The sequence below is a fragment of the Zarconia sp. genome (assembly GCF_057467645.1).
In genome coordinates, this window is sequence record NZ_JBRJXU010000147.1 from 93,022 (window position 1) to 108,011 (window position 14,990).

At 51.4% G+C, this 14,990-nt stretch carries 8 protein-coding genes; 6 read left to right on the forward strand and 2 right to left on the reverse strand.

The genetic code is table 11. From position 1 onward, the window contains the following. Positions 1–582: 582 nt before the first annotated feature. The 3 genes from cbiD to AC2215_RS22490 all read left to right on the forward strand — a co-directional run bounded on the left by cbiD (position 583) and on the right by AC2215_RS22490 (position 4,823). The gene (cbiD, locus tag AC2215_RS22480; protein ID WP_486812252.1) at positions 583–1,734 is read left to right on the forward strand and encodes a cobalt-precorrin-5B (C(1))-methyltransferase CbiD; all 1,152 of its coding nucleotides are present in this window, start codon (positions 583–585) and stop codon (positions 1,732–1,734) included. Between the two features lie 291 nt (positions 1,735–2,025). After that, the gene (guaA, locus tag AC2215_RS22485; protein ID WP_486812253.1) at positions 2,026–3,657 is read left to right on the forward strand and encodes a glutamine-hydrolyzing GMP synthase; all 1,632 of its coding nucleotides are present in this window, start codon (positions 2,026–2,028) and stop codon (positions 3,655–3,657) included. Between the two features lie 353 nt (positions 3,658–4,010). After that, entirely contained in the window at positions 4,011–4,823 is an 813-nt protein-coding gene (locus AC2215_RS22490) for an alpha/beta fold hydrolase (RefSeq protein WP_486812254.1), read from the forward strand. Between the two features lie 625 nt (positions 4,824–5,448). Here AC2215_RS22490 and AC2215_RS22495 read toward each other — a convergent pair. Continuing rightward, on the reverse strand, positions 5,449–10,578 hold the full coding sequence (locus AC2215_RS22495; protein ID WP_486812255.1) for a choice-of-anchor I family protein: 5,130 nt from the start codon (positions 10,576–10,578) through the stop codon (positions 5,449–5,451). 396 nt (positions 10,579–10,974) lie between these two features. Here AC2215_RS22495 and AC2215_RS22500 point away from each other — a divergent pair, with 396 nt between their 5' ends. After that, positions 10,975–11,145, forward strand: a complete 171-nt coding sequence (locus AC2215_RS22500; protein ID WP_486812256.1) for a hypothetical protein — start codon at positions 10,975–10,977, stop codon at positions 11,143–11,145. After that, on the forward strand, positions 11,126–12,763 hold the full coding sequence (locus AC2215_RS22505) for a tetratricopeptide repeat protein (RefSeq protein WP_486812257.1): 1,638 nt from the start codon (positions 11,126–11,128) through the stop codon (positions 12,761–12,763). The genes AC2215_RS22500 and AC2215_RS22505 overlap by 20 nt, the downstream gene beginning before the upstream one ends. A gap of 97 nt (positions 12,764–12,860) precedes the next feature. Here AC2215_RS22505 and AC2215_RS22510 read toward each other — a convergent pair whose 3' ends face one another. After that, positions 12,861–13,634, reverse strand: coding sequence for a Uma2 family endonuclease (locus AC2215_RS22510; protein WP_486812258.1), 774 nt, complete (start codon positions 13,632–13,634; stop codon positions 12,861–12,863). A 178-nt stretch (positions 13,635–13,812) separates the two neighbouring features. Between AC2215_RS22510 and AC2215_RS22515 the strand changes: the two genes are divergently transcribed. Continuing rightward, on the forward strand, positions 13,813–14,985 hold the full coding sequence (locus tag AC2215_RS22515; protein WP_486812318.1) for a pyridoxal phosphate-dependent aminotransferase: 1,173 nt from the start codon (positions 13,813–13,815) through the stop codon (positions 14,983–14,985). Positions 14,986–14,990: the final 5 nt, after the last annotated feature.

The window sequence follows — 14,990 nt, forward strand, 5'->3', positions numbered from 1 at the left end:
ATTGTTCAATTGTTCCCGAACCGCCAAGACATTTTCTATATTTATAGCACTTCACTCTGGTTTATTTCCATGATTGAATATTTTTTTTATTCCCGACTTCCCATTACTTAAAATGTCTAACAATACCGACAATAAATACTATAAATATTTACGATTGTATTAAATAAAAACAAAAAAAAGCACCCTGGCGGGTGTTTTGGGCAGAATAGAAGGAGGATGATAATGAGGGCAGAATTGGTGCTTAACATGACATCGAATCACACAAAACACTCAACCAACACGAGAAACCGTATACCGAGTCGCGCGCCAATTCCGCTTAACCTCATACTCTTATTTAAGCTTGATTCGATCGCCTCTGGCATCAGTGCAAGCCCGGATTTTTAATTCAGCAATTGTACGGTTGCGGTGATTTTAAGTATTCGGTAAAGCCAATAGAGATTGCCGATTTCAAATGCGATCGCATTTCACAGTACAATGCAAAATTGTCAAAGCATCCTCCTTCGTTGAGGAATCAAAAACAAACGCTCAAGACCACTCTCCCCATCACCGCGTCACCGCTCCCGCCGCATCACCCCATCTGCTGTGTCATCCCAATCTCCCCGTCCCGGTTACACCCTCCCCGTTTTTGCCTGTGCCGCCGCCGTCGCCGCATTGCGCCACCTCCAGCCAAATGAAACGCAGCAAGATAAGGGAACTCCACTGAGTGTTGCGATCGATTTACTCGAACCGCCTCAAACCGCAGAGATTCCCATCGAACAGGTGGCAATCCTCAAGCCGAGAATGGCCCTGGCGGTGACTCGCAGCGATCCGGGGGAGAACCTGGATTTAACGCGGGATACGCCGATTTGGGCGCTGGTGGAAATCGATGCCGACACCGATGCGGAAAACCCAGGAGAATCGATCGAAATTTTGGGGGGAGAGGGATTGGGACGCAACGCCCGCACTGGGGAAGCCGCGGTTTATGCCTACGCGCGTCAATTGCTGCGATCGAACTTGGAACGAAATCTGCGATCGGGGCAGCACATCCGCGTCACCATCATTTTACCCGAAGGGCGATCGCTGGCCGAACGCACCTCTAATTCCGCCTTTGGCATCGTGGAAGGACTCTCGCTACTGGGAACCACCGGCATTTCCCAACCCCTCAGCGCGCCGGGACAATTGGAAATTTACCGACAGGAACTGCAAGCCAAATCTCGTACCTTTGACGAACTCGTATTCTGCATAGGAGAAAATGGTCTGGATTTAGCGGTTGAAATGGGTATTTCAACTCACCGACTAATTAAAGTGGCCAACTGGATCGGTCCGCTTTTCGTCGAAGCTGGGTTACAAAATCTCCAATCTATCTTATTATTTGGCTATCACGGTAAAGCCATCAAGCTAGCCGGTGGGATTTTTCACACGCACCATCACCTAGCAGACGGTCGCGCGGAAATTCTAACTGCCCATTGCGCGAGTCTTGGAGTCCCTGCAGACGTTGTGGAGGAAGTTTTTGCCAGTGCGACGACCCAAGAGGCATTAGAGCATTTGCGAGCGCTAGATGCAAAGACAAACGGAAATTGGGTAGAGAGGGTGTACGACCAAGTTGCAGCTACTATCGATCGACGCGCGCGAACTTATATTCAAAAACACAGCAATACTCAGGTAGAAGTGGGTTCGATTTTATTCGATCGCCAGCGTCAAATTCTCGTTAAAAGCGAGACGGGATCGGCAATTTTCGATCGTATTTGTTCTTAAGTCCAAATCGCTCTAAACTGATACTTTAAACAGCCTCGTCTGTAGTTTCCCGGACGTACCTTGAGGTTATCGTTCCCACTGGCGAATGGTTCGATCCAGAACGTTGCCTGTCTTGCTACAATCCACGATCGTCTCCACAGATGGATCGGTGTCAGTCTCTTCAATCTCCCAGTGGGTGAGGGATCGCTCCAGATTCTGTTTCAGACGTTATCTGGCCAGACGCGGGAGGGATATAACTCGATTCGGGCCCCAAGGTTCTCGTAACATCTAAACCCAAAATCTACACATCTCATGACAGCACGAACTCATACTCCCCAAACCCTCCCCGATACTCCCTCCAACCCCCTCGAACCGACCCTTCAAACTCACCGCCAACTGATTGTTATTTTGGACTTTGGTTCCCAATATTCGGAACTGATCGCCCGTCGAATTCGCGAAACCCAAGTCTACTCGGAAGTCCTGTCCTATCGCACCACTGCCGAACAACTGCGCCAACTCGAACCCAAAGGGATTATTCTCTCGGGCGGACCCAACTCCGTGTACGATAAGGGCGCGCCCCATTGCGATCCGGAAATTTGGGAACTGGGAATTCCGATTCTGGGGGTTTGCTACGGAATGCAACTGATGGTGCAGCAACTGGGCGGCACGGTAGAACGGGCCGAACGCGGGGAGTACGGTAAAGCCGCACTGCACATCGACGATCCCACGGATTTACTCACCAATGTCGAAGACGACACCACCATGTGGATGAGCCACGGGGATTCGGTGATGCAACTCCCTGACGGCTTCGAGATTCTCGCCCATACCGATAATACCCCCAACGCCGCGATCGCCGACCACGATCGCCAACTCTACGGCGTCCAGTTCCATCCGGAGGTGGTGCATTCCATTGGTGGATTGGCGATGATTCGCAACTTCGTCTACCACGTTTGCGATTGCGACCCCACCTGGACGACGGAAGCGTTTGTGGAGGAATCCATCCGGGAAATTCGGGCGAAAGTCGGGGAAAAACGAGTGCTGCTGGCACTGTCGGGAGGAGTCGATTCTTCGACGCTGGCGTTTTTGCTTCACCGGGCGATCGGCGATCGGGTCACCTGTATGTTCATCGATCAGGGGTTCATGCGCAAGTACGAACCGGAACGATTGGTGAAGCTGTTTTCCGAGAAGTTCCATATTAACGTCGAATACATCAATGCCCGCGAGCGCTTCCTGAAACAACTCGATGGCATCACCGACCCCGAGGAAAAACGCCGCCGCATCGGTCACGAGTTTATTCGGGTGTTCGAGGAAGAATCCAAGCGCCTCGGACCTTTCGACTATCTGGCCCAAGGAACCCTCTATCCCGACGTAATCGAATCGGCCGATACCAACGTCGATCCCAAAACCGGCGAACGGGTAGCGGTGAAAATCAAGAGTCACCACAACGTTGGCGGATTGCCCAAAGACCTGCGGTTCAAACTGGTCGAACCCCTGCGCAAACTCTTCAAAGATGAAGTGCGCAAAGTCGGTCGCGCCATCGGCTTACCCGAAGAAATCGTTCGCCGCCATCCCTTCCCCGGTCCTGGATTGGCGATTCGGATCGTGGGGGAAGTCACGGCAGAACGGTTGAATATTCTCCGAGATGCGGATTTAATCGTGCGTCAGGAAATCAACCGCCACGATATCTACCACGATTTCTGGCAGGCTTTTGCGGTGTTGCTTCCGGTGCGCAGTGTGGGTGTGATGGGCGATCGTCGTACTTATGCCTATCCGATCGTTCTGCGGTTCATTTCCAGCGAAGATGGGATGACGGCCGATTGGTCTCGGGTTCCCTACGATTTGCTCGAACTGATTTCCAACCGGATCGTCAATGAGGTGGATGGGGTGAATCGGGTGGTGTACGACATTACCTCTAAGCCGCCTGGAACCATCGAATGGGAGTGAGACTTTAGAATTCAGAATTCGGAATTCGGAATTCGGAGTTCAGAATTCCGATAATTTGGAGCTGTAGGAGTAGTAGGGTGGGTCGTTTCAGATCGAAGTTAGCTTTAATTTCAGATGGAATAACTGCCTACCCTAGGCATTCTTGGGGGAAGTTTCTGGCTGTTGCGTGGGCGATCGCAATTTGAACGAACATAAACCTTGAAGGTTCGATAATCGATTGCATTTCGCGATATCTCAGAGTTATAGCAGTTCGCGCTCTTTACGTTACATATTTTCCGTCATGGGGAATGGAAAATACCTATTTCTTCGATTAGTGTCAATAAACGGATGACGAAACGCTATAAATACTGACAATGAGTCAAAGTATTAAAAGAGCATTTTTAGATACGGAAGATGGTCAGATTCTTTATCGAATTGGCGGTCACGGTCCAAGTCTGCTGTTACTACATATGACACCTCGTAGCAGTGATGAATTCCGAGAAATCATGCCAATTTTGATGCGACAGCGACAAGTCGTTGCGATGGATTTAATGGGATTAGGTGATTCCGATAAACCTCCCAGAACCTATTCCGTTGCGGATTATGCCAATACGGTTATTGAACTGTGGGATCGTTTAGGCATCCAAAAAAGTAGTCTTTTCGGGAGTCTCACCGGTGGTTATATCGCCGCAGAAGTCGCTGCCGCTTACCCAGAGCGAGTTGAAAAACTAATTCTCGGTAATGTTTTTAGATTCGATATTGAAGAGATTCGAAAGATTTTCAATAAAAATGCGATGGGGTTTAATCTTAAAGAGGATGGCTCTCACTTAACCTCAAGATGGTTCGCACGTTATAAGGCTGTGGGTGGAAGTGAGTTAAATAATCGTTGTATCCTTGATGATTTGAAGTGTGTGGGTTCTCCACTCTATCCGGGAATTGCTGTTGCCAACTATTTACATTCTGTGGAGGAAAGATTTCGTTCGATTGAGTGTCAGACTCTGATTTTGTCTGGAGAAAAGGGTTTAGAACAATTACAAGAACTCGGGTTAGCAAAAGGAGAAAATCAACATTTGGTTTTGCAAGCCATTCCCCAGAGCCAAGAGATTAAAATAAAAGAGGGAACACTTTGGATGAACAATCAAATACCCGAAAAAATTGCAAATTTTATTCTTGAATTTCTCGATTAAATTGATGATTGTATTTTTGAAATATAAAAATTAAAAAATTATTTAAAAACCAGTAGATATTTTGTCAGCTTTTAGGTCAACTTCTGGTTAAATTTCCAATAGTAATAACTTTCCACTTGGTCCGATCGATACAGCGTATCACTTCACTCAAGTTAGGAGTTGGAACACAGTAGGGTGGGCAGTTTCAGTATGAAGTCCGCTTAAATCAGAGATAATAATGACTGCCCACCTTATTTCCAGCTCGATGCAGTGTGGCAGATATCGCACTATTATAGCGGTTTTCATTAAGGTTGAACCGCTCTTGGGGTTGGTGGGCAGTTCAATGGCAAATTCACAATACAACCCCGGTGAGGAAAACTGCCCACCCTACAAATTTATTCGAGGGGGTCAATGTTTTTGAAAACCGCTGTAATCAGGTTAAGGTGGGGAGTGGGAGGATCGATGTAAAAGTTCAATTACAGCGGGAAAACTGCCCACCCTACATCTAGGTGACCCACGTTTTGGTGACAACTCGAATTCTCATGACTGCCGCAAAAGAATTGAGTGTTTACCCATTTCTCGGCGACGATCGCATTAGAATTCGAGTCGATCCAAAACGAGTATTCCAACGATTGCGAATCGAGGGTTAGAGCATCACGAAATTGTCGCTGCTCAAATCATCCTCGACCCCAACTAACGTCGCCAGGGTAACGCCGCCCAAGGAGACGATCGTATTACCATCGATTTGCTCGACGCTCACCTCAAACAACTGGAGGCTGCGAATTCCGATCGCATCTTCAGACACATCAAAATCCACGATCGTATCGGCGTCGTGGGTGGGGGCTAAGACGAAGATATCTCCTCCCTCGCCACCACTCAGGAGATCGTTTCCTTTCCAACCGATGAGGAGATCGTCGCCATCGTTGCCTTGAAGGAAGTCGTTACCGCCTTCTCCCAAGAGTCGATCGTTGCCTGCACCACCGATGAGGACGTCATCGCTGCGTTCGCCAGTCAGGACATCGTCGCCGTCGCCGCCGGAGATTGCATCCTCTAGATTGTCGTTTATATCGTCGCTGTCGCCGCCGGAGACCGTATCCTCTGGATTGTCGCTGTCGCCACTATCGAGTTCCGGAGGGATGACAGAGGCGAGAACGCTATCCTGGCGGAAGTCCAAATTTTGAATCCGTTCGTCGAATTCCGGGGCAACATCTTCGGTATTGAAGGGCGTTTCCGTCGGGAAGGTGGTGGCGAGGTACTCTGCCAGGGCATCCTGTTCCGAACCGTCGGCGGCGAAGGTGGCAACCCCAGTTCGGGTATCGGGGGTGGGATTGTCTTCGTCTTCGGTGACTAAATCGACGCGATCGCGATCGGGGAAGGGAAAATCGTCGCCGCCGTTGGCAAGGAAACCTAGCGTCACCAGTCGGAAAGTGCGATCGCCATCTCCGGCAAGTTCGCCATTTTCCACCACCACATCGAGGATATCCCCGTTTTCATCTTGAATCGCCAGGGATTGAATGCGATCGCCTGCGGGTAAGTCGTCGTCGAAGCTGAAGGCAACTCCCGAAACTTGGGGGAACCGTCCTGGCGTCGCCCCCTCTTCCGTTTCGGCAACGCCGTGTTCGAGAATTTCCACCAGTTCCGATGCCGTCACCGTCAGCAGTGTTAAGCCGTTGTTGAATCGGAGGGTGTTGCTGATGTCGAGTTGGGAAATATCCCCTTCTTCCTTCCCAGCCAGGTCGTTGGCTTGGGGGGGAACTCGGAGGAAATCGTCGGGACTGGTTGCACCGGCCGGGACGATAATCTCGCCGATGTCGTCGCGGATACCACCCCCATTTTTGATGGAAATCACCACATCCGAATCCACCTGTTTGGCCGCAGCCAGGTTGGCATCGGCGGTGAGGTTGCCCAGGTTGGTTTCCTGAGTCCGGACATCGCCTCGGGTTCCGTTGAGGAAGACCTCGGTGTTACCGAAGGTATTGCCTTCCTGAGTGGCGATCGCATCTTCCAAGGCATCGGTAATTTCTACCACATCCGGGTCTGGCGTTCCCCCGACAGCGGCAACCCCTTCATCGTCGGTGGCATAAGCCCCGCTGACGTCGGCATCGATACTTTCGGGGATAATGACGCCGTCGGCATCGAAGTCTACCACCAAGCGACCGACATATTTATAGTTACCGTCGGTATTGACCACTGCGACGAGGTTGCCATCGGCAGCAGTTTTGAGGATCGGGTAGGGGCCATCGGCGGTATCACCGGCCCGCAGGCGATCGGTTTCGTCGGCCAGCAGGTTGTTGCCGCCACCAGCGACGATGATATCCACATCGGAGAGTAACTCCGCCAGTTGTTCCTCAATAGCGATTTGCTGCATGTGGGCCAGCAATATCACCTTATTCATATCCGGATTCGCCGTCAGGAGGGAATCGACGGAAGTTTGAATTTCCAGGGCGAGGTCGGCAATATCGTCGGGGTCGGTAGAGTCAAATTCGATCGGGCTGATTCCCACGTCACCGGGGGAGGAGATACTCGCCAGGGTGGGGGTAGTTGCCCCGACAATGCCAATTTCTTCACCGCTGACGGTAATGACGGTGTTACCGGCAATTTGACCGGGAATATCGCTGGCTTCTTGTTCGTCGGCTGTCGCTAAGGGGGCGAGGTCTTCGTCGAGGGTAACGTCGAGATTGGCACTTAGGTAGGGGAAATCTGCACCGGGATATCCCGTTTCTGCATCTGGTGGCAGCAGGTCGGCGACTAATCCCGTTCCCCGATCGAATTCGTGGTTCCCCAGGGCAATGGCTTGAAAGCCTAACTCGTTTTGGATGAGGATATCTCCCCGTCCCGAACCGCCGAAGGTCGCATCCCCGGCAGAAAAGAACGGACCGGGAATGTAGGCATCGCCAGAGGAAAGTACCAGGGTATTGCGATAGTCGCGGTTGCCGTCGCCGTCGGCATCTTCGTTTTTCAGGGCGTTGAGAACGGCACTAAATCGGGGTGCATCATCTAATGCGGGGATGCCACCTTCCTGGTCTGCCGCGTGGAGGAGTTGGAGGGTGAAGGTCTCTGGGGTTTCAATTTCGTAAATGGTAGCGGTTCCGCTAACTTCGTTGGTAACAGCAAGCAGAGGCGTACCTTCGGGACTATCTTCGGCGGAGATAAAGGTTAATCCTTCCGGGGCGATATCTCCCTCGAATCGGGCGTATTGAAGGAATTCCGGGTCTCTGGGATTGCTGACATCGTAGACGAGAACGCCGCCGCCAGCCCGTTCTAAACCTATGAAGGCGAGGGTTTTGCCATCGACCACGCCAACGGTGACGCCTTCGGGTTCTGCCCCTTTGTCGTCGGAACGATTATCGAACTCTTCGGGGTCGCCATCGTTGGCGTTAAACAGGTCGGGGGTGAGTTCGGCGGTAATTTGGGCGATCGCATCGCCACTGTCGAAGACGAGATTGCCGCGACTATCCCAAATGGAGAAGGAACGACCGCCGTAGGTAAATAATCGATCGTAATCCCCATCGCCATCAATGTCGCCGTCGATGGTGGAAACGTTCAATCGACCCAGATTTTCTTCGAGTTGCAACTCGGCGGCATCGGGAAATGCCGTCTCATCCAGGGTCAATTCAGCAACCCGTTCGTCTTCGTCGCGGGCATCTCCTTCGTTGGCGGTGATGTAGAAGGTTTCGCCATCAGCTTCAAACGCGGCGATCGCATCCGGTTGGTACAATCCCAACACGGGATGGTTTTGCAAGTTAATCTCGCCATCTTCGTTGCTGGCATCGAATTGGTTGGAACGGTTAAACTCGATAATCCCCAATACCGTTTGGGTGGGGTCGGGGTTGAAGGGAACGGAACCGTCGATGGGAATATCCTCATCCAGCAAGCCGAAGTCGTTATCGTTAATCACGGCCAAAGAACCATCCGGTAGCAGGGCTAATCCTTCCGGCTTATCTCCTGCTTGATATCCCACGGAGGGTAGGTTGAGGACTTTGGTTTTGGTAACGGGTTGAACCCCCATCGCCGCCAAGTCGTCGGCGGTCATTTGTTCGAGGGCGTTTTCATCTGTTGCCTCAGAAAGAGGGGTTCCCAGGATATTCGTCGCCGCAGTTAAATCCACCTCGAAGATGAATTTTTTCGAGTCGGCATCCGTCCCCGAATCCCGTTCGATGACGAGGAATTTTCCATCTCCCTGGTATACCGCATCGCCAATTTTATCGACGCCGCTAGACCCTTCGAGGAAGTAGACGTATTCTCCCCTGGGGTTGCCGGTGGCGGGGTCAACTTCGAGGATTCGCAACACTTGGGAATTGCGGGAGTTGAAGTCGCTTCGTTCCCCGGCGGCAGAGGCTTCGGCGTTGGAGACGTCGGGATTATCGATCGGGCTTTGAATCCAGGCGAATAGATTCCCGCTGTCGGTATCGAGGGCCATGCCTTCAAATCCCCGGTTGCCGCGACGCTGGGCGTAGACGGGGGGCAGGGTTTCCGTTCCGAAGCTTCCGGCGGCTTCCCCGGCGGCATCGGCAGTTCCCTGGGGAATGAAGCGATCGATTAAAACCCCAGTTGCGTCGAAGTGGTAGATGGCGGGGCGATACTCGTCGGACATCCAGAACGTCCCGTCGGGGGCGACGACGATCGACTCCATATCTGCCCCGAAGGCATCGTTGGCCAGGGGATTGCCGAACAAATCCACCGGTTCTTCATCGGTGTAGGCCGTTCCCGGTTCCCCCGCTTGCAGGTTGGGCAATCCTGTCAGCGGCGTTCCATCTTCGCGGGTGAGGAGAATCTTTTCGGTAATCTCGATGTCCCCGGAACGGCGATCGAGACTGAAGCGAATCAGTTGGGGTTGGTAGTCCGGTAAGGGGAAAGGCCGTTCGTTGATGCCGTCGCCATCCACATCGGTGGGGTCGCCATTGGGGCCGCGATCGGGGGTGGCGATGAAATTCAGCGTCCCATCTTCGCCGATACTCTCGAAAAACAGACCGGACATTCCCCCCAAGAGAATCTCCTGTCCCGCCGGAGTGGTTCCGAGGACTTCCCCACTCAAATCCCAGGAATACTGCGTTAGTTGGGGTAAGCCTTGACTCCAATCTTTGACGCCGAGGGGTTGAATTTCACTAATTTCTCCCGCTTCGATGTCGAGGACGGCAACGGCATTGTTCTCCTGTAGCGTGATAAATGCCTCGGTACCGTCGGGGGAAACGGCGATGTATTCCGGTTCAAAATCTTCGGCTGCCGTTTTATCGGGGAAAATGCGAACGCCGCGACCCCGCAGTTCTTCTTCTTTGCCGTTAAAAGCGGTAAAATCAGCGGTGGAGACGGTGGCACTTCCCACGCCTCCGGATATGTCGATAATACTCACCGAACCCTCGGGATCGACATCGTCTCCCGGTTCCCCTTCGTTGGCAACCAGCACTTTGCTGCCATCGGGAGTAAAAGTGACCATATCCGGTACAACCCCTACCGTGACGGAGTTGAGGGGGTTGCCAGCGGTATCGAAAAAGACAACAGTACCCGGTTGAGTGGAATCTTCCGGTTCGATGGCGGCAGCGAGGATGCCATCTTTAATAGCGATGCTGTTAATTCCATCCCCGAAAGCACTAATATCAATTTCAGAAACTCTAATGGGATTTTGAGGATCGCTAAGGTCTAAAACCTCAATATTTTTGTTAAATCCGTTAATAACAAAAAGTTGGTTATTTTCCGAATCGTAAGCGGAAATTTCTGCCGCCCCTTCGTCAAAAATTCCCGTTTCGTATTGTCCGATCGGTGTGAGCTGGATGTTCATAGTTGATGCGTTTTTCTATGTTCGATAAACTGCGATGTTGAACAAGCCCCAAAATTTTCCCCAACCGAGATGCACGCCGTTAGTTTTTTTTGCCTCAAAGTTATACCCAATCGTTTTTTGCAAACGAGATTGGCTCGATTTGGTAAATAAATCGAAGATTCAATACTGTATTTAGACAACTGTTAATGTTGCCAATTATCGAGATAAAATGAGATCGAACTTTACAGACTCGTTTCGAGCGAATGTGTTACCCAAATGAACCTTAGTCAATTTATAAAAAAAACATAGATCTGGGGTTAAGTCGGGGTTAACACTTCTTTAAAACTTCACGAATTTACTCGAGGTTTATATTTTTTTATATATCTTTACTCAAAAAACATTGTTATTGAGTCGAGATTGTGCGTAGATGTCGCACTTTTCGGGGCGAGTTTAGCGGAAAATTTTGCCCTGACAGAGATTTACGATCGAAATCCGCCCTCACCGGATGTACTCTGCGCGTTGACAATAACAATGACAAAGGTGCGGGCGATCGATTGCCAGTTGGCTGGTGGCGAAGGCGAAGGATGACGGGGAAACGGCCGAGATTTATCGGTTGCAACGGGATGACGTGACGCTGTTGCGGGAGATCGCCGCAGCCCATCGCGGGGATGCAGAGGCGACGGTGGGGAAAGTGTTGGATGCGAGTTTCGATCGATTGAAGGAAGAGTGGCAATTGCTACTGGTTCGATCGAGTGTCCTGCGGGGAGGGGTGACGGTGGTGGCTGCACAGGCTATGGTTGCGGAGGTGACGTTGCCGGATTTGCGGGAGTTGGCGCGGCGCAGTTTTTGGCAGGAACAGCGGCAGGGGGAAGACTGGGTTTTTGAGTTTTTGCCCCTGATTCGGCGATATTTGGGGTTAAAGGCGGGGGAGATGGGGCAGGTGGAGGTGGCTCATCAGAAGGCGATCGAGTATTTCCAAGGGGCGAGCGTCCCTTGGGATGGAACGCTCGCAAGCTGCGAGGCCAAGTTTGAATTGTGCCACCACCTCTGCGAATTGGGGCAGTTTGGGGCAGCATATGCTGTGATAAATACCCGTCTTCAAGTGTTAGAACGACAGGGCTATTATCGGGAATTGGTGACCGTCTACGAACAGCTGACGCGGGAGTGGGAAGCGCAAACGTCGGAGGAAGAGAAAAACTTGGGTTGGGGATGGACGCGATTGGGGTGTTTGTATTGGAATTTAGGGAAATATTCATCTGCCATTGCTGCCCACCAACAGGCACAAAGAATTTTCCGCACCCTCGACAATCAAGAAGGTATTGCTGCATCCTTAGGAAATCAGGGACTTGTATACCAATTTTTAGGGGAGTACCAAAGAGCAATCGACTTTCTCCAGCCATCCCTGAAAATTTACCGCGAAATCGGCGTTCGAAATGGGGAAGCGGCATCCTTGGGCAATTTCGGTAATACTTACCATTTATTGGGGCAATACGAAAGGGCGCTCGACTTTCATCGGCAACACTATGAAATTGCACGCCAAATTGGCTACCGAAATGGGGAAGGGATCTCCTTGATGAATCTGGGAAATGCTTACCATTCATTGGGACAATACCAGAGGGCGATCGACTTTCTCCAGAAATCCCTAGAAATTGACCGCGAAATCGGTTACCGAGGAGGAGAAGCCAATTCCTTGGGCAATCTCGGCACTGTCTACCAATCTTTAGAGCAATACGAAAGGGCGATCGACTTTCACCTGCAATCTCTCGAAATTAAGCGCGAAATCAGCGATCGAAATGGAGAAGGGATTTCCTTGGGTAATCTCGGCATTGCCTACCGTTCATTGGGGCAATATCAAAAGGCGCTCAACTTTTACGAGCAATCCCTCGAAATTAAGCGCGAAATCGGTTACCGCAGAGGGGAAGCCCAGTCTCTTCAATCTCTAGCTGTGCTCTATCACAAATGCGGCAGAATTCAAGAAGGATTTGCCGCATCTCAGGCTGCCACAGAAATCTTTATGGAGTTAGAACTCCCTCTGGATGCTTGGGCAATTCCCACATGGCAGAAGAATATCGCTAAATTCGCCCAGCGAGGGAAATGGCACTTCGTTTTGTGTTTTATTGCCGGTGTCTTTGCGTTTCCGTTTTTCCTGATGTTTATCGTTTCGATTACTCTGTGGCGGCTGATTTTGGGTCGCTTTCATCGCTGAAATTGGGGGGGATGGGTTGAATCTGAATCGGATAATGCTCCTGCGACGGATTGTTGCACTCTGGCAGGAAATCCCATGGTTGCCGTAATCGCGCATCCTACGATAGGCGATCGGGATCGATACCCATTTCTTGGAGGCGATCGCGTAATTGAGCTAATTCCGACTCCGCCCGTTCGGCGCGTTCCCGTTCTTGCTCAGCGCGTTCCCGTTCTTGCTCGGCTAACTCCTGGGATAACAAAATGATATTCCCATCGCGATCGAAAAAGCGCAGCCAATCGGCTTTTTCCTTCGTCAGAGTTCCCTGCCAAATTCCCAACCACAACCCCAAACTCTCGCACCACAACCAACCGCGATCGTCCGGCACGATTTCTTCATAGCATAAATTGCTACTTAAATACCAACCTTGCAACGAATGTTGATCGAAGGGATCGTAAACAAAATAATCGCGAGTTTTGAAGGTTTGTTCGTATAAATCTTTCTTTTTTCCCGTATCTTGTTTTGCCGTCGAAGGTGACATCAACTCGACGATCGCATCCGGATAGCGTCCGGCTTCTTCCCAAACCACCCAACCTTGACGTTCTTTAGTTCCATCCACATTTAAAGTGACAAAAAAATCAGGACCTTTAAACTCTCGATTGCGAACCTGCTCGCTACTGTAATACACGAACATATTCCCTGCGCTAAAGTAATCATCCCGTCCTCGATAGGCTTGATGAATCCCTTCAATCAGGACGTTCATAGCAATGCGATGGCGATTACTTTCCAAGGGTTCTCCGTCATCAAAAATCAAATCCGTTGGCGGCAGGGGGGGAATCCATTCCTCTTCGAGATTTGGCGGTGCGGATTCGCGGGTCAATTCGACGTTAGACATGGCGGGATTCCCCAAGCTCTCAGATTATTGTACCTGATTAGTGTGGAGAGCAGGGAGACTTCGGAGGCCGGGGGAGAAGACTCTGACCCTTGCAGAAAAGGAAATCGCCGAGTCTCTTGGTTGGGGGTCGGTCGGTCAGCTAAAATTTCACTAATAAACTCATCCCCAACCATAAATGATGAAGCTGGCAGCACGAGTGGGTCAAGTTTCGCCCTCCCTCACATTGGCGATCGCCGCGAAGGCAAAAGCAATGAAAGCTGATGGCCTGGACGTGTGTAGTTTTAGTACCGGAGAACCGGACTTCGCCACCCCCGCCCATATCGTCGCCGCCGCTCAAAACGCCCTGGATGAGGGGAAAACCCGCTACGGCGCGGCTGCGGGGGAACTGGCACTGCGAAATGCGATCGCCCGCAAACTCACAGCCGAGAACGGTTTGGACTACGGACCGGAAAATATTATCGTCACCAATGGGGGCAAACAGTCGCTGTTTAACCTGATGCTCGCGGCGATCGAACCGGGGGATGAAGTGATTATCCCCGCGCCCTATTGGCTGAGCTATCCGGAAATGGTGGTGCTGGCTGGAGGGACGCCGGTTATCGTGCCGACAACGGCGGCTACGAGCTACAAAATGACCCCGCAACAGCTACAAGGGGCGATTACCCCCAAAACCAAGCTCTTCATTCTCAACTCCCCCTCCAACCCCACGGGAATCGTTTACGCACCGGAGGAAATTCGCGCCCTCGCCGAAGTCGTTGTCGAACGGGATATTTGGGTTGTCTCGGACGAGATTTACGAAAAACTGCTCTACGATGGGGCGCAACATCTGAGTATCGGGGCAACCAGTCCCGAAGCATTCGATCGCACCCTCATCAGTGGGGGATTTGCCAAAGCCTATTCGATGACGGGTTGGCGAGTGGGTTACCTTGCCGGACCGGTGGATGTCGTTAAAGCAACGATTGCGGTTCAGGGTCACAGTACCTCCAACGTCTGTACCTTCGCCCAATACGGTGCGATCGCCGCCCTCGAATCCCCCGAATCTCCCCCTTGCATCGAACAGATGCGTCAAGCCTTCGATAAGCGCCGCCACTACATCTTCGATCGTGTCAATGCCATTCCCGGATTGAGGGCCCCCAAACCCAACGGCGCGTTCTATCTCTATGTCAATATTGCCAGTACCGGCATGAAGTCCTTGGATTTCTGCAATACTCTCCTGGATGACTATCAAGTGGCGGCAATTCCGGGCATTGCGTTTGGTACGGATGATTGCATTCGCCTGTCTTATGCGACGGATATGACTTCGATCGAAAAGGGCGTCGATCGCTTGGAGAAGTTCGTGAGTGCGCTGGGGTAGTGCCG